The 19,331-nt window shown below is 71.1% G+C and carries 15 protein-coding genes; 5 read left to right on the top strand and 10 right to left on the bottom strand.

Annotation, left to right across the window (positions count from 1 at the left end; genetic code table 11):
- Positions 1 to 34: 34 nt before the first annotated feature.
- From MCBMB27_RS10905 to MCBMB27_RS10870, 8 genes are read right to left on the bottom strand one after another with little or no spacing between them, the layout of a single operon-like run.
- Positions 35 to 1,183, bottom strand: a complete 1,149-nt coding sequence (locus MCBMB27_RS10905; RefSeq protein WP_075381927.1) for an ABC transporter permease — start codon at positions 1,181 to 1,183, stop codon at positions 35 to 37.
- A gap of 11 nt (positions 1,184 to 1,194) precedes the next feature.
- Positions 1,195 to 2,211 (bottom strand): ABC transporter permease, encoded by a 1,017-nt coding sequence (locus MCBMB27_RS10900; protein WP_043758002.1) that lies wholly within the window; start codon positions 2,209 to 2,211, stop codon positions 1,195 to 1,197.
- A complete protein-coding gene (locus MCBMB27_RS10895; protein WP_075380407.1) occupies positions 2,208 to 4,163 on the bottom strand; it encodes an ABC transporter substrate-binding protein in 1,956 nt (651 codons plus the stop codon). Before MCBMB27_RS10895 ends, MCBMB27_RS10900 begins: the two co-directional genes overlap by 4 nt.
- A complete protein-coding gene (locus tag MCBMB27_RS10890; protein WP_075380406.1) occupies positions 4,160 to 5,026 on the bottom strand; it encodes a hypothetical protein in 867 nt (288 codons plus the stop codon). Before MCBMB27_RS10890 ends, MCBMB27_RS10895 begins: the two co-directional genes overlap by 4 nt.
- A complete protein-coding gene (locus MCBMB27_RS10885) occupies positions 5,026 to 6,867 on the bottom strand; it encodes an ABC transporter ATP-binding protein (protein WP_075380405.1) in 1,842 nt (613 codons plus the stop codon). Before MCBMB27_RS10885 ends, MCBMB27_RS10890 begins: the two co-directional genes overlap by 1 nt.
- Positions 6,864 to 8,816 carry a glycosyltransferase gene (locus MCBMB27_RS10880; protein WP_075380404.1) on the bottom strand — a complete coding sequence of 651 codons (1,953 nt, stop codon included), beginning with the start codon at positions 8,814 to 8,816 and terminating at the stop codon, positions 6,864 to 6,866. Before MCBMB27_RS10880 ends, MCBMB27_RS10885 begins: the two co-directional genes overlap by 4 nt.
- A complete protein-coding gene (locus MCBMB27_RS10875) occupies positions 8,804 to 10,081 on the bottom strand; it encodes a glycosyltransferase family 4 protein (RefSeq protein WP_075380403.1) in 1,278 nt (425 codons plus the stop codon). The genes MCBMB27_RS10880 and MCBMB27_RS10875 overlap by 13 nt, the downstream gene beginning before the upstream one ends.
- The gene (locus MCBMB27_RS10870) at positions 10,078 to 11,328 is read right to left on the bottom strand and encodes a glycosyltransferase family protein (RefSeq protein ID WP_075380402.1); all 1,251 of its coding nucleotides are present in this window, start codon (positions 11,326 to 11,328) and stop codon (positions 10,078 to 10,080) included. The genes MCBMB27_RS10875 and MCBMB27_RS10870 overlap by 4 nt, the downstream gene beginning before the upstream one ends.
- A 226-nt stretch (positions 11,329 to 11,554) precedes the next feature.
- Between MCBMB27_RS10870 and MCBMB27_RS10865 the strand changes: the two genes are divergently transcribed.
- Entirely contained in the window at positions 11,555 to 12,808 is a 1,254-nt protein-coding gene (locus tag MCBMB27_RS10865) for a glycosyltransferase family 87 protein (protein WP_236952947.1), read from the top strand.
- Here the strand turns inward: MCBMB27_RS10865 and MCBMB27_RS10860 are convergent.
- A complete protein-coding gene (locus tag MCBMB27_RS10860) occupies positions 12,768 to 13,628 on the bottom strand; it encodes a carotenoid 1,2-hydratase (protein WP_075380400.1) in 861 nt (286 codons plus the stop codon). The two genes, MCBMB27_RS10865 and MCBMB27_RS10860, sit on opposite strands and share 41 nt — an antisense overlap.
- A complete protein-coding gene (gene crtD / locus MCBMB27_RS10855; RefSeq protein WP_075380399.1) occupies positions 13,625 to 15,160 on the bottom strand; it encodes a 1-hydroxycarotenoid 3,4-desaturase CrtD in 1,536 nt (511 codons plus the stop codon). The genes MCBMB27_RS10860 and crtD overlap by 4 nt, the downstream gene beginning before the upstream one ends.
- Before the next feature lie 109 nt (positions 15,161 to 15,269).
- Here crtD and MCBMB27_RS10850 point away from each other — a divergent pair, with 109 nt between their 5' ends.
- The 4 genes from MCBMB27_RS10850 (at position 15,270) to MCBMB27_RS10835 (ending at position 19,330) form a co-directional block, all read left to right on the top strand.
- The gene (locus MCBMB27_RS10850) at positions 15,270 to 16,139 is read left to right on the top strand and encodes a polyprenyl synthetase family protein (RefSeq protein WP_043352586.1); all 870 of its coding nucleotides are present in this window, start codon (positions 15,270 to 15,272) and stop codon (positions 16,137 to 16,139) included.
- Positions 16,136 to 17,296: a methyltransferase gene (locus MCBMB27_RS10845; protein ID WP_418287735.1), complete on the top strand. Its 1,161-nt coding sequence runs from the start codon at positions 16,136 to 16,138 to the stop codon at positions 17,294 to 17,296. The genes MCBMB27_RS10850 and MCBMB27_RS10845 overlap by 4 nt, the downstream gene beginning before the upstream one ends.
- A 94-nt stretch (positions 17,297 to 17,390) precedes the next feature.
- The gene (gene bchC, locus MCBMB27_RS10840) at positions 17,391 to 18,329 is read left to right on the top strand and encodes a chlorophyll synthesis pathway protein BchC (RefSeq protein WP_075380397.1); all 939 of its coding nucleotides are present in this window, start codon (positions 17,391 to 17,393) and stop codon (positions 18,327 to 18,329) included.
- Positions 18,326 to 19,330: a chlorophyllide a reductase iron protein subunit X gene (locus tag MCBMB27_RS10835; RefSeq protein ID WP_043761204.1), complete on the top strand. Its 1,005-nt coding sequence runs from the start codon at positions 18,326 to 18,328 to the stop codon at positions 19,328 to 19,330. Before bchC ends, MCBMB27_RS10835 begins: the two co-directional genes overlap by 4 nt.
- The last annotated feature ends 1 nt before the right edge of the window (position 19,331 follow it).

The raw sequence follows: 19,331 nt of genomic DNA, 5'->3' as shown, positions 1-19,331 counted from the left end.
CGCCCGCCCGTGGGCGCGGGGACGGCCGCCTCCGTCAGTGATACGGATCGGCCGCGTCGCGCAGGCCGTCGCCCATGAAATTGAAGGCCAACACCGTCACCAGCACGGGCAGGACCGGCAGGAGCAGCCAAGGGTAGAGCTGCACCGCCGCAAGATTCTGCGCCTCGTTGAGCAGCACACCCCAGCTGGTCACCGGCGGTCTCAGGCCCAGGCCGAGGAACGACAGGGCGGTCTCGCCGAGGATCATAGTCGGGATCGACAGGGTCGCCGAGGCGATCAGATGGCTCATGAAGTTCGGGATCAGGTGCCGGCCGATCACCCGGGCGGGCGAGGCGCCCATCAGTTCGGCGGCCTGGACGAAATCCTCCTCGCGCAGCGCCAGCAGCTTGCCGCGCACCGCCCGGGCGAGCCCGGGCCAGTCGAGCAGCCCGAGAATCACCGTGATTCCGAAGAAGATCAGCAGCGGGCTCCAGTTCGGCGGCAAGGCCGCCGACAGGGCGAGCCAGAGCGGCAGCTCGGGCAGGGACCGGACCACCTCGATCAGCCGCTGCACCCCGGCATCGACCACGCCGCCGAAATAGCCCGCGATACCGCCGAAGAAGAGCCCGAGGGTGAAGGAGATCGCCACGCCGACAAGGCCGATGGTGAGGGAGATCCGGGCCCCGTAGACCATGCGGGAGAACAGGTCGCGCCCGAGCTTGTCGGTTCCGAGGAGGAACAGCGTGCCGTTCTCCGGCGGGCAGACGAGGTGCCAGTCGGTGTGGACGAGCCCGAGCCAGTCGTAGCCGTCGCCCCGGCAGAAGAACCGCAACGGCTGCGGCGCGGACGCGTCGACCTTGTAGTCGCGGCGGAACGTGTCGAGGTCGAGATGGGCCCGGTAGGGATAGACGAACGGGCCGACGAAGCGGTCCGCATGGAACAGGTGAACGCCCTGGGGCGGCGCATAGAGGTAGTCGCCGTTGCGGCGGGCCTGGCCGTAGGGTGCCAGCTGCTCGACGAAGGGCACGATCGCGTAGAGGGCGAGCAGGATCAGGGCCGAGGCCACGGCCAGACGATGGCGCAGGAACTTACGCAGGATCAGCCGCCAGGCGGACGCCGTCGCGACTGGGCTCTCGGCCCTGGCCTCAGGCTCGAAGGGGGCCGGATCGACGAAATGTCCGGATGCGGGGAGCGCGTCGTTCATGGCGGGCCGGTTCATCGCAGGCCCATGCGGATGCGCGGATCGAGCCAGACCAGGATCAGGTCCGAGATCAGCATGCCGACGAGGGTCAAGGCCGCGACGAACATCAGGAGGAAGCCGGCCATGAACTGATCCTGACTGCGCAAGGCTTCGAGGAGCAGCGGCCCGACGGTCGGCAGGCTGAGCACCAGAGAGACCAGAACCGAACCCGAGACGAGGTGCGGCAGCAGGTTGCCGATATCCGCCACGAACGGGTTCAGCGACATCCGGAACGGATACTTCAGCAACGCCTGCAGGGGCGGCAGGCCCTTGGCACGGGCCGTGACCGTATAGGGCTTGGCCAGTTCGTCCAGCAGGTTGGCACGCATCCGCCGGATCATGGCCGCCGTACCGCCGAGTCCGATCACCAGGGTCGGCACGATGAGATGCGCCAGGAGCGAGCGGACCTTCTCCCAGGTCCAGGGCTGGTTGGTGAGGGCCGAATCGTAGAGGCCGCCGATCGACAGCCCGAACCAGCGGTTGGCGTAGAAGAGCAGGATCAGCGCCAGCAGGAAGCCCGGGACCGCGAGGCCGACATAGCCCAGCAGGGTCACGACGGCGTCGCCGACCGTGTTCCGGTGCGTCGCCGAGTAGATCGCCGCCGGGATCGCGACGAGGTGGACGAACACCACGGCCGTCAGATTGATCAGCAGGGTCAGCCACAGGGCGTCGCCGACGACATCCGCCACCGGCTTGTCGTACTCGAACGACCAGCCCCAATCGCCCTGGAGCAGGCCCGAGAACCCCACCGAGCCGGGCATCACCCCGATCCACATCAGGTATTGCTGCCAGACCGGGCGGTCGAGCCCGTATTGCTGGATCAGCAACTCCGCCTTCGCCACGGAGCTGGCATCGCCGGTGGCGCGCAGCTCCATGATCCGGTTGGACAGGTAGTCGCCGGGCGGCAGCTTGATGATGATGAAGACGAGCGCCGAAATGACCAGCAGCGTCACCGCCATGGTGACGATCCGGCGAAGGATCTGACGGATCACCGGACCTCCGCGCGGGTGTCGGCGCCTGTCTCCCAGAACAGCTCGTCGAGGCGCTGCACGCCGATCATCGCAGTGGGTTCCCAGGAATAGAGGGCGCGCTTCGGAAGGTTGATCAGGCGATCCGCGCCGACAACGGGCTGGAGCGCCCCCGCCACCGTGCCGATCACCCAGGTGTTGCGCGCGTGATTCGTCAGCATCTCGCGCCAGATCGCGGCCTGCTTGGCGGCGTCGTCGGTGTCGCGCCACTGGCGGTCGAGGTCGAGCAGCCGCTGGACCTCCGGAACGTCGCAGGGCTCGCCGCTCTTGCCGCGGCTCTCGACGTTCATGCTCCAAAGGGGCCAGGAATAGTGCTCCGGCTGGGCAGGGCTCAGCTCGGTCGGCGGCATGATCGCGGTCGGCACCGCGAGGTCGAGCCCCTGGGCGGCCACCATGATGGTCATGCCGCCGATGGAGCGCCGATGCAGGTTGGTGCGCTCCTGCGGCTTGGTGATCAGCCGGATGCCGACCTCGCGCCAGAACTCCGTGATGAGGAGCAGCGCGTCCAGCACCATCTCGGCCTCGCCGTCGCTCTCCACCACGATCTCCAGCGGCCGCCCACCGGGCAGCAGCCGCGTGCCCGCGCCGTCGCGTCCGGTCAGACCGAGTTCATCGAGGAGCTTCGCCGCCTGCGCCGGATCGTAGGCGGCGTTCAGCGTCCGCATCTCCGGCTCGAAGAGGGCGCTGTCCGAGAGGATCGTGTCGTTCCCCTCGGTGCCCAGTCCGAACAGCAGCGTGTTGTTCAGGGTCCGGCGATCGATGGCGAGCGACAGGGCGTGCCGGTAGCGCACGTCGCGGTTGAGCTGCCGCCAGGCCGGATCCGTCGTGGTGAGATTCGGGTAGAGGGCGATCTCCGATCCCCGGGCCACGGGCCACAAGTTGGTGCGGTACCGATGGGCCGCCTCACCCTCCTTGAGGCTCGGGATATCGGGCATCGTCAGGCCGCGAAACATCAGGTCGGCCTCGCCGGCGTTGGTCTTGGCGACCAGGAGGCCCTGCGAAGCCACGTCCATCACGATGGTGTCGACATAGGGCAGTTGCGTGCCGGCCGTGTCGACCCGGTGGTAGCTGCGGTTGCGCTCGAAGCGGAACCGGGTGGCCGGCGAGCGGGTCCGCGGCACCCAACCCTGCAGGGTCGGACACTCCGGATTGTTGAGCTCGTAATTGTCGTCGAGGCGGTTGTGCAGCGCCGCCCAGCTGCGGAGCTTGAGCGCCTTGGCCTTCGCGTCGGCCGCCTCCTTGCCGATGTAGCGGGCATGATACGGTTTCAGGTAGTGCGCCGGCCGGTAGATCAGCGGGTCCCGCGGCGCCGCCAGGGCGGGCAGGAACATCGGGTTCGGCCGGTCCCAGCTGTAGCGGACCGTGACCGGGTCGAGGAATTCCACCTGCGGCAGCTTGCCGTCGACCCGGAAGAAGGCCGGCGGCCCATCGGGATTCAGCGCCTTCTCGTTGGCGACGTCCTCCCAGTAATAGCGGAAATCCTCCGTGGTGAACGGATGGCCGTCCGACCAGCGGTGGCCCTGGCGGAGCGTGAAGGTGAAGCGCCCGCCCTCGACATCGACACGTTCCAGCACGTCGGGCCGCAGGTTCAGCTCGGCATCGTAACCGACCAAGCGGGTATAGCCGTAGACCGACAGGTAGCGGACATCCCGGGCCTTCGCGATGAGGGTCCGGATCGTGCCGCCTGCCGTCCCGAGACGGCGGCCATGGGCAGCGAGGTCGGCGACGGCGGGCTTGGTCGGCGGACCGAGCGCATCCGTCGGCGGCGTCTCTGCGAAGGCCCATGACGGCGCGCGCGACCAGCTCAATGTGGCGCCCAGGCCGACGAGGAGGGCGCGGCGGGAGACCGTGCCGTCCCGCCTGCCGCGGCGCGGGAGGGAGGCGGAAGAATCGTCCCGGAAATCCCCGGCGCTCATGGGCTGCCCCGAAGCGTCACCGAGGTCAGCCGCGCCGGCGAGTAGCCCGTGGCCCGGTGCAGGTCATCGAAGGCATGCGACCGCACGATCAGGTCTGCAGCCTGCCGGAGAAGAGAAGCGTCGGCCGGCTGCTCGAAGTGGCGGCCGTTCCGGGTCCAGCGGATCGGCTCCGGGCTGCGTTCGGGGCCGGTGATCATCGCGATGGTCGGATGCGCAGGTCCGCCATGGGCGTGGATCCGGTGTCCGGCGGCATCGTCGTCGAAGAGCAGACGGGTCAGGCCCCGGGCCTGCGCCTCGACGACCCGCCGCCCCTGGGCGACGTGGTCGTCGAAGAACGCCACCGTCCGCGCCGGGTCCAGCATGGACCAGTCGGCTTTCGACCAGTCGGCGGTGCTGTAGCGCGCCTGCCGGTCGCGGTACTGGAGGCCCGACAGGTCGGGATCGTGGCAGAAGATCTGTGCCTGCGGGCGGGCCTGCCGGATGACCCAGGTGGTGAGGCCGCGGAACACGCCGGATTCGACCACGAAATCCGGCTTCAGCGCCCGCATCGCGATGTAGAGCTGCAGCGCGCCGTTGAAGCCGCTGCCGCCCCGGCGCTGGCGGACGGGCGCGGTGGGGATCAGCGCCCAGAACGCCTTAACCTGTTCGAGGACGTCGCCATCCGGAACCAGGCCGGCGGCGGCGAGATCCCGTTCCAGGATGGCGGCGGCCGATTCGAGCAGCGTCGCCACCTCGCGCGGTGACGTCGGCCGGTGGCTCCAGTCGGGGGCCGCCGGGACGAGGTCGTAGCCCAGGCGGTCGAAGAGCGGCGACAGCACCTTGCGGCGCAGGCGCTCCAGCATCACGGGTGGCCGGGCCTGCATCACGCGGCCTCGACCGCGTGGGCGGCGCCGAAACGCACCCGGTGGCCGGTCTCGACCGCGCGCATCGCCCCGGCCTCGTCGGGGGCCAGGCGAAAAGGCTCCTCCCAGCGCATCGGATCGTTCTGGTCGCCCGCGACCGCCGCGAAATCGAGCGGATGGTCGAGGCTCGGATCCGGCACGGCCGCGAGCAGCGCCTGCGTATAGGGATGCACCGGACGGCGGAACAGGGCGGCGCGGGGCGCCTCCTCGACGATGCGCCCCCGGCACATCACGCTGATGGTATCAGCCATGTAGTCGATCACTGCCAGATTGTGGGAGACGATGAGGTAGGAGAGCCCCAGCGCCGCCTGGAGATCCTTGAGCAGGTTCAGGATCTGGGCCTGGACCGAGACGTCGAGGGCCGAGACCGGCTCGTCGAGCACCAGCAGCCGCGGCTTCGGGGCGAGGGCCCGGGCGATGCCGATGCGCTGCCGCTGGCCGCCCGAGAAGGCGTGCGGGTAGCGGCCGAGACCGCTCGACTCCAGACCGACCATCGCCATCAGGGCACGACAGCGCTCCCGTCGCTCTCCTGCCGGGACGCCGTGGATCTCCATCGGCTCGGACAGGATCTGGCGCACGGTCATGCGCGGATCCAGGGACGCGTAAGGGTCCTGGAACACGAACTGGACCGTGCGGCGATAGGCGAACAACGCATCGCCGCTCAAGGCGTGGACGTCCCGGGGGCCGCTGCCGTCGTCGAACAGGATCCGCCCGGCATCCGGCCGCAGCGCCCGCATGATCATCTTCGAGACGGTGGTTTTGCCCGATCCGGACTCGCCGACGAGCCCGAGCGTCTGGCCGCCCGCGAGGCTGAGCGAGACGTCCGAGACCGCATGGACGGTCCGCGGCTTCTGCCACATCCGTCCCGCGCGCAGGGTGAAGCTCTTGCTGACGCCCTCGACCTGGAGGAGCGGCCCCGCCAGCGGCGCGGGCTTCTGCCCGGGCGGTATCTCGGCCCGCGCGGGGCGGATCGGCGTCAGGCGCTCGCCGGGTTGCATGTCGAAGCGGGGCACCGCGTGAAGGAGCGCGCGGAGATAGGCATGGCCCGGCGTCCGCATCACCGTGTCGCGCGGGCCCGCTTCCACGAGGCGGCCGCGATACAGGACCGCCACGTCGTGGGCGATGTTAGCCACCACGCCGAGATCGTGCGTGATCAGCAGGATCGCCATCCCGGTCTCCTCCTGGAGCCGGGCGAGCAGGGCGAGGATCTGGGCCTGTGTTGTGACGTCGAGCGCGGTGGTCGGCTCGTCGGCCACCAGCAGGGCGGGCTTCAGGATGAGCGCCATGGCGATCATGGCCCGCTGGCGTAGGCCCCCGGACAGCTCGAACGGATAGGTCCGCAGGGCGCGGTGCGGATCGGGGAAGCCGACCCGGGCCAGCGCCTCCTCGGTTCGGGCATCCGCCTCCTTGCGGTCAGCACCGGTATGGATCCGCAGGGCCTCGCCAATCTGATCGCCCACCGTGTGGAGCGGAGACAGGCAGGTCATCGGCTCCTGGAAGATCATCGCGATCCGCTGGCCGCGGATCGCCCGCATCGCCTCGCTGTCGGCGGGGTGGCGCGCGATGTCGGTCTCCGTTTCGCCATCCCGAAACAGGATCCGGCCGCGGGTGATGGCGGCGGCCGGGGGCAGAATCCGGAGGATCGCCTGGGCGGTCACCGATTTGCCCGAGCCGGACTCCCCGACGAGAGCGAGGGTCCGGCCGCGGTGAACGTCGAGGGACAGGCCGTGCAGCGCCTCGAACGGGCCGCTCTCCGTGCGGAACGCGACCGCGAGGTCGCGGATGGACAATAGCGGGCTCAACCCGTCCTCGCGATCTGTGAGACCCGAGACTTAGACGCCTTGAGGCCCATGTCCATCGCGGCGACGCCGAAGTGCTCGCGAAGATCCAGCAGCTGTATCGCCGGGTGCCGGACGAGGTGCGCGATCAGCGCCGCGACGAAGCTCCAGAGGGCGTCGTCATGGACGCGATGGTGGGTCAGCAGACCGACCGGCTGCTCCGGCGCACGGACGATGGCGTCGGCGACGCCGGTCAGCAGCGCCTCCGGATCGCGCAGGGACCGGGTGCCCCGCCAGTCGATCGGGTCGAGCGTGGCGTCGAGCCGGCGCAGACCCGGAACCGGTGGGCCGGGTACGGCCGAGAGGCCGCAATAGCCGAGATCAGGCAGGGCGGCGGCGAGATCCGGCGCGAGGCGGTTCCAGGGTGGGACGAAGACCGGCAGCACCGTGGCCTCCGCCAGCCGCGCGCGGGCGATCCGCAAGCCGGCCGCGGCCTCCGCGATCCGGATATCGAGAGGCCGGTGCGCACCGAACTCCGCCGGCTTCTCGCCGGGGCGCGCATGGTTGCTGTGGGCGAGGCCATGAATGGCGACCCTCACGCCCGGAGCCGTTTCGAGGCGCCGTTGGAGCGACGGCTCGATCCCGGACGGAATCGCCGCGAGGAGCAGCGGGATGCCGTGCGCCTCCGCAAGCCCCACGAGCCGATCGAGCTTCGGACTCGCCGCGATCGCATCGTCGTCGCGCCAGAACAGCGGAACACGCCCGCCGCGGGCGGCCACGGAATCCAGGGCGCGATCGATGACCGCGAAGGCCGGATCCGTCGCGGGAACGGATCCGCGCCGCGCCGGACCGACGCCGTGCAGGCTCTCGACCAGTTCCACCGTGCGCCGGGCGCCGGCGATGTCGATGCCGTGCGGACCGGGGACGGGTGCAGCCGCCTGGGCCTCGACGGCCTGGACCAGGGTTTGGGCCGTCAACTCCGATTCCGGCAGCACACGGGCGAGACCGCGGGCGGCGAGGCACGCGGCGCGCAGGCGTTGCTCGGTCTCGACGCCGGCCTCGAACGGCACCAGCACGGCGGGCGTGCCCGTGGCAAGGAGATCGATGGCCGTGTTGTAGCCGCACTGGCTCACAGAGACGGCGGCCCCGGCCAGGAGGGCGCGGTAGTCGGGCCGGGCACGGCCGAGGACGCCCGGAGGAAGTTCGCGGCCGATCCCGGACAGCGCCGCCTCGGGCACGCCATGGCCGGCGAGGATCCGCCAGCCGAGATCCGGCCGTTGCCGGGCCGCCTCGGCGGCAGCGCCGAGCAGAACCAGCCCGGCCGGCCCGGATCCGGCGGCGACCAGCACGCCGGCGCGACGGGTTGCCGGCGGAGCGACCGTGCCCTCGTCCACGTAGCCGGTGTACCGGACTTTCGCGGCGGTGGCCGCATCGACGGGCCAGGAGGTATCGAGGGGCACGAGAGCCGGATCGCCGTGTACCAGAACGGCGTCATAGAGGTCCGCCACGCGTGCGTGCGCCTCGGCGATGCGCGCGGGCTTCGTCGAGGCGACGAGAATGTCGCGGACGGATGCGAGGACGAGCGGGCGCGGCCGACCTGCACGAGCGGCATCCACCAGAGCCAGGAACTCGTGTGCCAGGGCGCGCCGGCCGAAGGGGAACAGCTCGGTGATGACGGCATCCGGTCCGAAGGCCGTCACGGTCTCGATCATCAGGGCGCTTCGGCGTGCCAGCAGCGCCGACTCGGCCGGACGGCCGTCGGGCTCCAGCAGCGTCGAGAACTCCGTGCCGGCGATCCGTAGCGGCGGCAGCTGAACGAGGCGCAGGCCGTCGCGGCGGACCATCGGCGCCGGAACGCCCCCTGAGACCAGCAGTGTCTCGTGACCGGCCGCCGCGAAGGCGCGGGCGAGGGCGGCGGCGCGGGTGAGATGCCCCGCGCCCAAGAGATGCGTCACCGCGATCAGGACGCGCACGCGGGCAGCTCCGATTCGTGTGCGGCCACGTCCGACGACAGACCCGCGGAGGCACGCAGCCGGCCGGCGATCAGCGCGATCGCGGCCTCCTCGGAGAAGTCTCGCACAAGCCGCGCCCGGGCGGCCTCGCCCAGCCTCCGGCGGAGGCCCGGATCGTCGGCGAGACGGATCAGCGCCGCCGCCAGCACCGCCGGGTCGCCCGGCGGGACCAGGACCCCGTGCGTGCCATCGGTGATGAATTCCGGCGTGCCGGCGAATGCGGTCGCCAGAATCGGCAACGCTTGGCTTGCCGCCTCCATCAGCACGTTCGGCAATCCGTCGCGGTCGCCGCCCGGGGCCGGCTTCGTCGGCAGGACGAACAGGTCGGCCGCGCGCATGGCCTCGATCACCGCAGGCTGCGCCAGGGCGCCCCGGAAGCGGATCCGCTCAGCGAGGCCACAGGTGCCAACCCGCGCCTCCAGGGCAGCGCGCAGCTCTCCGCCGCCGATCAGGTCGAGCTGCCAATGCAGGCCTGGGGGCAGGGTGGCCAGGGCGTCGATCAGATCGTCGTGTCCCTTCTTGGCGACGAGCCGTCCGACGCAGAGGAGCCGGAGCGGCCGGGCCGGATCCGTGCCGTCGCGCGTTTCATGCGGCGGCGGGATCGGAAAGCGGCTGAGGTCGAGCCCGTGGTAGGCGAGCAGCGTCCGGCCGGGCGCGAGCGCGTCCAGCCGTGCAAGCCCGTCGCGGGTACAGGTCACACCCCAAGCGGCGTCGCGCAGCTTCTCGGTCAGCTCCCAGTCCGGCGTCGTCCAGATATCCTTGGCATGCGCCGAGAAGCTCCACCGGCGCGCGGTGAGCAGCGCGGCGTAGCGGGCGACGCTGGCCGGCGTATGCAGAAAATGCACGTGGATATGGGCGATGTCGGCCGGCAGTTCCCGGGCGAGGACCAGGGCCTGCCCGAGGCGGCGCAGCCGCGACGCCGTCGGGTCGCGCCGGAAGTCGCGGGCGAACAGCGCGAGAAGCGCCGGGAGGTTCCGCCGCCGGAACGCCGCACCGAGTCCGCGGAGCACACGCAGCGGCGCATCGCGCAGATATTCGGGCAGGTAGGCGGCCTCGGCTCGGATCTGCCCGTGCATCGGATGGCGCGCCCGGTCGGTCGGGCGGCGCAGGGACCAGATCTCCAGGGACAGACCGCGCCGCTCCAAGGCGAGCAGCTCCTGCGCGATGAAGGTCTCGGAGAGCCGCGGATAGCCCTTCAGCACCACGGCGACCCGTTTGGCGCTCACGAATAGGCCTGCAGGCACGGGCGGGTCTCTTCGTCCGCGCTGCCGCGCGCCGTCAGCGCCCGCACGCGGCGGGCCACCGCGTCGAGGCCGTCGAGCAGACCCGGCACCAGCACCCGCGACGGCGGATCCTGCTCCGGCAGGTCGCGGAGCGCGGCCGCCATGCGTGCGGGCGTCCGGCCCTCGGCCTCCATCAGGACCCGCGCGAGGCCGAGCCGCTCGGCCGCGAGCGCCCGGATCGCCTGCTCCCGCCGCGGCTCGGTCCGGGGCACGAGGATTGCGCGACGGTCGAAGGACAGAATCTCGCAGAAGGTGTTGTAGCCCCCCATGGCGACGATGCCGGCGGCCTTGCGCAACAGGAACTCGATCTCGCTATCGAAGGTGATCGCGGCGATTCTTCCGCCGAGCGCGCGGATGCGCGCCGCGAAACCGTCGCGGGTGGCGGTATCGAGGAAGGGACCGAAGGCAATCAGGGCGGGCAAAGGGATCGCAGGATCGGCCTCGTAGGCGGCGATCACCCAGTCGATCAGGGCGGCACCATCGCCGCCGCCGCCCGGCGTGACCAGAATGAACGGGCCGTCGGCGATGGCCGGCTCCTTGCGGCCGGCGCGGCGCTCCGGGAGGTCCCGGCGCAGATAGCCGGTATAGATCAGGCGCGCGTCGATGCGCGCGGCGATCTCGGGATCCATCGGCAGCGCCGCGAGGGGCTGATGGATGCGGCTCAGCCCATAGACCCAGATCTCGTCGTAGAACTGCACCATCGTCTCGATCGCCCCCTTGCGCTCCCATTCGGGCACGAGACGATCGGCGTCGTCGAGGACGTCGCGCAGTCCGAGGACCAGGCGGATGTCGCGGTCGGCGGCGCCTTCCAGCACCGGCAGCAACTCGCCGTGGAAGCCGGCCGGTTCCTTGTCGACGATGATCAGGTCGGGGCGGAAGGCGCCGCAGGCCTGGGCGATGATCGCCGACCGCTGCTCGACCGTGCGGGCGAGGGGGGTGGCCGCGTCGAGGCTGGCATAATTGCCATCCGCGAACTTGGTCACCGGCGGCAGCCGGACGGTCCGGACGCCCGGCGCAAAGGCGAAGCGATCAACCACCGGCGAGCCCGAGACGATCATCGCTTGAGCGCCGCGGTTGCACGCCACGATCGCGTTGGCGATCGCCCGCGAGCGGCGCAGATGCCCCAGCCCGAAGGTGTCGTGGCTGTAAATCAGGACGCGCGGGGCCGAAGACGCCTCGTCCAGTCGCATCAAGGTGACCGCCCCGGTTGACGGCGCAAGGATCGCAGCCGCCGCCCTCTCGCACAAGCCGGGCCGGGCCGCAAACAGCGCTGTTAACGGGCTTCAAACCGCGGGAACCTAAGCTTCCGCCAAGTCCGGATACCGAAATCGCCCGATGCCTGCGCCTTCCCAGTCCCGCGCGCCGGGCCCCGCGACCGCACGCCTGCCTGCCTTATGGGCCGACCTCGCGGATCTCGTGAGCAGCGACGCCCGGCTGTCTGCCTTTGCCACGCGCGCGGCCTGTGTGCTGGTCCCGTTCGGCCTCGCCCTGGTCCTGCTGGTCTACGGGACCGGCCCGGAGCCGCGGCGGAACTGGTACGGCGATCCGCTCGGAAACGATTTCGCTCAGGTCTGGACGGCGGGCCGTTCCGCTCTGGAGGGCCGGGGCGGCGAGCCCTACGATCTGCCGGTGCATCTGGCGAACATGAAGGCCGCCTTCGGGCAGGATTGCCGCTTCGCCTGGCACTACCCGCCGGTGTTCCTCCTGCCGGCGGCCGCCATGGCGCTCATGGAACCGCAGCCGGCCTATCTGCTCTGGATTGCACTCTCGGTCGCCCTGTTCGCGCTGACGATGCGCGTGGCAGCCGGCCGGATGGATCTGGCTTTCGTCGCGCTCGCGCATCCCTTGGTGCTGAGCAACCTCGCCTACGGCCAGAACGCTCTGTTCACGGCGTCGCTTCTGACCCTCGGCGCGGTGCTCGTGGACCGGCGCCCCTGGCTGGCCGGGCTCTGCTTCGGCCTGCTGGCCTACAAGCCGCATTTCGCGGCGCTGGCGCCCGTGCTCCTGCTGGCGACCGGGCGGCGGGATTGTCTGGCGGCCTGCCTCGCCACGGTGCTGGTCCTCTGCCTCGCATCGCTGGCCCTCTTCGGCACGGCGCCCTGGAGCGGCTTCTTCGGCACGCTCGGAGACACGAATCGGATCATCCTGCAGAACGCCGCCGCGGGCCTCGACCTCAATGCCAGCGCGTTCGGGGCCGTGCGCTTGGTCGGCGGCGCGATGGCCACAGCCTGGATCGCGCAGGTGCTCGTCGCCGCACTGGCCCTCGGGGTGGCCTGCCGCGCCTGGTGCCGCCCCACCGACGCGGCGCTGCGCGCGGCGGCGCTCGTCGCCGCAGCGCCGATGCTGTCGCCGTACCTGCCGGTCTACGATCTGGCGCCCGTCGTCCCGGCCACGCTCCTGCTGGCCCTCGCCGCGCACCGGGCGGGCGGATTGCGACCGCACGAACGCGTCCTGATCTGCTGTACGCCGCTCTTCGCGGTCACGCGGGAGGTGGCGGGGCTGACCGGCTTTCCCCTCGGATTCGTGCTGAGCGTCGCAACGCTCGCCTGCATCGCCCACCGCATCCGGCCCTGGACGGTCTTCGAAGGTCGGCACCGAACCGGGAGGGGCGGCGTCGACATCCAGGCCCTCACGGGGCCAGCGGCCGGGGAATCCGGAAGGGCAGCATGAGCCGCACCAGCGGGTTGCGGAACCGGTCGAGCGACAGGCTCTCGTGCATGGCCCGCACCGGCTCGCCGCCCAGCGTCGAGGCGAGGAGCGAGCGGGCGTAGAACGGCGTGTCCTCGTAGGTCGCGAGCACCCGCGACCGCCCGTCATCGCTGCGGGTCTCGCGCGGCATCCGCCAGAACCCGGTCGCCGGCAGCGACGCCGCGGGCGGCGGCCGTATCTCGCGCCGGCTGCCGTCGGCTGAGAACCGGAGCGACAGATTCTGTCCGCCGCCGTCGCGGTGGTGGACGTCGTACAGGATCGCGGCGCCGTCCGGCAGGTCCGCCCGGCACCACGTCCACCGGGAGAAGGCGGCCTCCAGCGGTTCGTCGCCGTCATTCGTGTCGAAGTAGCCTCCGCCACTCCAGCGCAGATCCGGCTGGTCGAAATCCACCTCGACCCGGGAGGACGGCGCCATCGGCCACCAGCGGTGGCGGCCCGCCTTGTCGAGATGGAACGGGCCCGCCGTGAAACCGCGCGGCTCGAGACGGACGGTGCCGCGGAGTCGATGGGGCAGCGGCGCCCCGCGCTCGTCGATGCGAACGGTCAGCGCCGTGCCATCCCAGTGCATCACGCTCGGGCCGATGGCGATGTGGTCGGGGCCGCGCGACAGGCTGGCGGCGCGCCGCTCGGTCATCGCGAAGCGACCGCGATCGCCGTAGAGGACCACGTTCATGGCGCAATGGGCGAAGGGGTCCTTCTCGGCGCTCCACGCGTAGTAGGGCGAGAACACGCTTCCGATGAACGCGATGATCGTGAGGCCGTGGCGGCCATCGTCGCTCACCGCATCGACGTACCACCACGCGTAGCCGCCCCGCGCGACCGGGCCATCGAATCGCGGTCCTCCAGGATCGCCGCCGCTGCCAGCCGACCCGATTGCGCGGCCATCGGCACGCCCGGGCCGGGATGGATCGAGCCCCCCGCCAGATAGAGGCCCGGCAGCGCCGTCCGGGCGCCCGCGCGCTTGAAGGTCGTCGCCCATCCCTGCGCCGCCCGCCCGTAGAGCGCTCCGCCCGTCCCGGGAAAGAGGGCGTCGAAATCCCGTGGCGTCGTGGTCACCGCCGACGACGCGAAGGTCAGGGTGAGCCCGCAGGCCTCCAACCGGCGGATCAGGGTCGTCTCGCATCTCTGGGTCTCCGACGGCGTGAGCGGTCGCTCCCGGCCATCCGCCGGTGCGTTGACGAGCATGAGCAGGCGCTCGGGCCCCTGCGGCGCGGTCCCCACCGCGTCCCGGTCCTGGGCACAGACGTAGACCGTGGGATCGTCGGGCAGGCGACGGTCGCGCAGGATCGTGTCGAACTCGGCCCGGTAATCGCGGGAGAAGAAGACCGTGTGGTGCGCCAGCGGGAAGCCGGAAGGCACCGCCTCCGCGCAGAATGTGACGGCGGACAGCGAGCGCTCGCCGGGCGCGAGCCGCTCGCCGGCGACGGCGGCTTCCGGTCCGAACAGGCCCGCGCCGACGGCGGCGCAATCGGCATTGCAGACGACGCGGTCGGCCGGAACCGTCGTGCCGTCGGCCAGGCGCACGCCGACGACCCGACCGCCCGCGGTGAGGATCCGCTCGGCCTCCGCAGCGTAGCGGAAGGCCGCGCCCCGCTCCTCGGCGAGATCGGCCACGGCCCGCGCGAGGCCGCTGAGGCCGCCCGAAACGGTCCAGATTCCGGCCTGCTCGACATGGGCGACGAGCATCAGCGTCGCCGGCGCGGTGTAGGGTGAGGCGCCGCAATAGGTGGCGTAGCGTCCGAACAGCTGGAGCAGCCGGGGATCGCGGAAGTAGCTGCCCAGCGCAGACTGGAGCGTGGTGAAGGGCTGGATCCGCCAGAGGTCGCCGAGGCCCGACAGGCCGACCCTTTGCGCGAGGCCGGCGGGGCCGGTCCGGCCCTCGCGGATGAACGGCCCTTCGAGGGTGCGGTAGACCTCCGCCGAGCGGGCGCAGAAGCGCCGATAGCCGTCCGCCTCACGCCGTCCCGCGAAGGCCGCGACGGCGTCGGCGGACGCCTCGATGTCGGCGAACAGGTCGAGGCGCTCGTCCCGGCTCCAGGCATGCCGGGCGAGGAGCCGAGCCGGCGCCAGGGAGACCCGGTCCCCGAGCTCTGCGCCGCATTCCGCGAACAGCTCCTCGAAGACCCAGCGCATCGTGAAGACGGTCGGGCCGGCCTCGATGGCGCGGTCTCCGACGGGGATGGCGCGCATCTTTCCGCCGGGCTGCTGCGCCCGTTCGAGGACCGTGGTGTGGAATCCGGCATGAGCGAGCCGCACGGCCGCGGCGAGACCACCGATCCCCGCTCCGATTACGACGACGCGCTCCTGCGCCACGGTCGCTCCACCTTCTCCCCCGGAAACGGGATTGATCTGCCGGCGCCAAAGTGTCAATAAGAAATGACACTTGTTGCTGACAACCGCACACAACACGGGAGGCAACGCGATGGAGTCCGGTCGGCGGATCGAGATGGCGCTGGATCGCGCCGTTGCTCACGCGGAGGCGCCGGGCGCGCCGCCCCTTCTGGCGGAGGCGCTCCGTTACGCGGTGTTCCCGGGCGGGCATCGGATCCGGCCGCGGCTGTGCCTGTCGGTCGCCCGCGCCTGCGGTGATGACGACCCGGCCGGCTCAGAAGCGGCGGCCGCAGCCATCGAGCTTCTGCACTGCGCCTCCCTGGTCCATGACGACCTGCCGTGCTTCGACGATGCGCCGATGCGGCGGCAGAAGCCCTCCGTCCATGTCGCTTTCGGCGAGCCCATCGCCGTCCTGACCGGCGACGCCCTGATCGTCCTTGCCTTCGAGACACTGGCCCGGTCCGCCGGCTCCCATCCCGCGCGCCTGGGACGGCTCGTGGGCCTCCTCGGTCGCGCCGCCGGGTCGCCGTCGGGCATCGCCGCAGGGCAAGCCTGGGAATCGGAGGCCCATATCAGCCTCAGCGACTACCAGCAGGCGAAGACCGGGGCCCTGTTCGCCGCCGCCACCGTCGCCGGCGCCGCCGCGGCGGGAGCGGATTCGGAGCCCTGGCGCCGCCTCGGCGAGTGCCTCGGCGAGGCCTATCAGGTCGCCGACGACCTGCGTGACGTCGCCTGCCGCCAGGAGGAGATCGGCAAGCCTGCCGGGCGCGACGCAACTCTGGGGCGGCCCAACGCTGCGGCGCTTCTGGGCACCGGCGGCGCGCTGGATCGGCTGTCGAGACTGACGCGCGAGGCCGTGGCGGCGATTCCGGCCTGCCCGGGCATGGCCGCGCTGACCGCCGAGATCGAGGCGCAGGCGCGGCTGTTCCTGCCCGCGAGCCTGCGGGCGGTGACGGCCTGACCGGCCGATCGCTCTCCGGCATCGGTGCGGCGGCGTCCGTCCCGTCCGCCTGGACGGATCGATGGAACGCTTGGCGCAGCCGCCTGGTCGCAAGCCCCCGCTTCCAGCGCTGGGCGTCGGGCTTCCCCCTCACGCGGGGCATCGCCCGCCGGAACACGCGCGCCCTCTTCGATCTCTGCGCGGGCTTCGTCTACGCGCAGGTTCTGACCGCCTGCGTCCGCCTCGACCTGTTCGCGATCCTGGCCGAAGGCCCCCTGACGATCGAAGCCCTGGCTCGCCGGCTCGACCTGCCGCCGGACAACACCCGGCGCCTTCTTCGGGCCGCGGAATCCCTCGGGCTTGTCCGCGCCCTGTCGGGCGAGCGGTTCGGGCTGGCCGATCTCGGCGCCGCTCTCGTCGGCAATCCCGGGATCGCCGCGATGATCGAGCATCACGCGCTGCTCTACGCAGACCTTGCGGATCCGGTGGCCCTGCTGCGCGGCCAGGCCCAACCGACCGGACTCGCGCGCTACTGGCCCTATGCCTCCGGCCTCTCGGGCGATGCGCAGACGGTGGCCCCCTACAGCGGCCTGATGGGCGCCTCGCAGTCGCTGATCGCTGAGGACGTGCTCGATGCCTGCGACCTGTCAGGGGTCCGGCACCTGATGGATGTCGGAGGCGGGGAGGGCGCCTTCCTGCAAGCGGTGGCAGGACGGCACGCGACGCCGCGCCTGACCCTGTTCGATCTCCCCGCCGTGGCCGAGCGCGCCGACAGCCGACTGGCGCGGGCCGGCCTCGAAGGCCGGATCGCCTGCCGCGGCGGCGATTTCCACGGGGGTCTGCCGACAGGCGCCGACACGATCTCCCTCGTTCGGATCGTCCACGACCACGACGACGAGCCCGCCCTGGCGTTGCTTCGAGCGGCCCACGCGGCTCTGCCGCCGGGCGGAACGCTTCTGCTCGCGGAACCCATGGCCGGAACGCCGGGCGCGGAACCGGTCGGGGACGCCTATTTCGGCTTCTATCTTCTGGCGATGGGATCCGGGCGCCCGCGCCGTGCCGAGGAGCTTCGCGCGATGCTCGGCACGGCAGGATTCGCCGTGACGCATGAACATCCGACCCGACGCCCGCTGCTCACCCGAGTTCTGAAAGCCCAAAAAACAGGCCGTCTCAAGTAAGTGTCACTTGACGCTGGCCTGTGTCTATCTAGGATGACACTTAGCGGCTTCGCATCAGAGAGAGTCGCAAGGCAAAGGGTGGACGATTCCAGCCATGGACGCTCTGGCCGTCATTCTGGAAAACCCGGAGCACCTTTCGGTTCAGCGCTTGGCTCTGACGCCGCCCGGCGATGCCGATGCCGTGGTGGCCATTTCCTGGAGCGGGATCAGCACCGGCACCGAGCGCCTGCTCTGGTCGGGCCGCATGCCGCCCTTTCCCGGGATGGGATATCCGCTCGTACCCGGCTACGAATCCGTCGGGACCGTCATTGAGGCCGGCGCCGATACCTCGGTTCGGGTCGGCCAGACCGTCTACGTTCCGGGGGCACGCTGCTTCGGTTCCGTCCGCGGCCTGTTCGGCGGCGCGGCCTCTCATCTGGTGGCGCCGGCCGCCCGGCTCGTGCCGGTGGACGCGTCGCTGGGCGACCGGGCCTGCCTCCTGGCCCTGGCGGCGACGGCCTATCGCGCCCTCGGCGGGATCCGGCCCGGGGCGACCCCGCTCATCGTCGGGCACGGCGTCCTCGGACGGCTGCTCGCCCGCCTGACCCTGGCGGCCGGCGCGGAGCCGACGGTCTGGGAGACGGATCCGGCCCGGGCCACGGGAGACCATGGCTACGCGGTCATGGCGCCCGGCGCCGACCCGCGCCGCGACTACGCGACGATCACCGACGTCAGCGGCAACGCCGCCGGCCTCGACGACCTGATTGCCCGGCTGGCGCCCGGCGGCGAGATCGTCCTGGCCGGGTTCTACGAGGCTCCCCTGAGCTTCGCCTTCCCGCCCGCCTTCATGCGCGAGGCGCGCATCCGGATCTCCGCCGAGTTCCGTCCGGAGGACACGGCGGCGGTGACGACGCTGATCGAACGCGGACGCCTGTCCCTCGACGGACTGATCACCCACCGTCTTCCCGCGGGTCGAGCCCAGGACGCCTACCGCACCGCATTCGTGGATCCGGCCTGCCTGAAGATGATCCTCGATTGGAGGGACGCCGCGTGAACGTTCAGCTCAACAAGGCCGCCCTGTCCCAAGCCGCGCAGCTCCGCGCCGAGGCCGCGGTCGAACCGGATCCCGTCGCGACGAGCCCGGCCAAGAAAGAGACCCAGATCATCGCGATCTACGGCAAGGGCGGCATCGGCAAGTCGTTCACCCTCGCCAATCTCAGCTACATGATGGCCCAGCAGGGCAAGAAGGTCCTGCTCATCGGTTGCGATCCGAAGAGCGATACCACCTCGCTGCTGTTCGGCGGCAAGGCCTGCCCGACCATCATCGAGACCTCGACCAAGAAGAAGCTGGCCGGCGAGGCGGTCGCCATCGGCGACGTCTGCTTCAAGCGCGACGGCGTCTACGCCATGGAACTCGGCGGCCCGGAGGTCGGGCGCGGCTGCGGCGGCCGCGGCATCATCCACGGCTTCGAGCTCCTCGAGAAGCTCGGCTTCCACGAATGGGGCTTCGACTTCGTCCTGCTCGACTTCCTGGGCGACGTGGTCTGCGGCGGCTTCGGCCTGCCGATCGCCCGGGACATGTGCCAGAAGGTCATCGTCGTCGGCTCGAACGACCTGCAATCGCTCTACGTCGCCAACAACGTCTGCTCGGCGGTGGAGTATTTCCGCAAGCTGGGCGGCAATGTCGGCGTCGGCGGCCTCGTGATCAACAAGGATGACGGCACCGGCGAGGCGCAGGCCTTCGCGGATGCCGCCGGCATCCCGGTCCTCGCCTCGATCCCGGCCGACGACGACATCCGCCGCAAGAGCGCGAATTACGAGATCATCGGCCGGCCGGAGAGCCGCTGGGGCAGCCTGTTCTCGGATCTGGCCGCCAATGTCGCCGACGCCGCGCCGCACCGGCCGACCCCGCTGACACAGGATGGGCTGCTCGGCCTGTTCTCCAGCGACGTCACCGGCCGCGACGTGGTGCTGGTGCCTGCGACCCACGAGGACATGTGCGGCGTCGCCCACGTGTCCAAGCCGTCCCTCGAAGTCGTCTACGACGAGGTCTGAG

Origin of the sequence: Methylobacterium phyllosphaerae (assembly GCF_001936175.1) — a bacterium.
In the GTDB taxonomy this organism is placed as follows: Bacteria; Pseudomonadota; Alphaproteobacteria; order Rhizobiales; family Beijerinckiaceae; genus Methylobacterium; species Methylobacterium fujisawaense.
The sequence above is the reverse complement of the archived record's forward strand: the minus strand, read 5'-3'. Positions and strand labels throughout refer to the sequence as shown.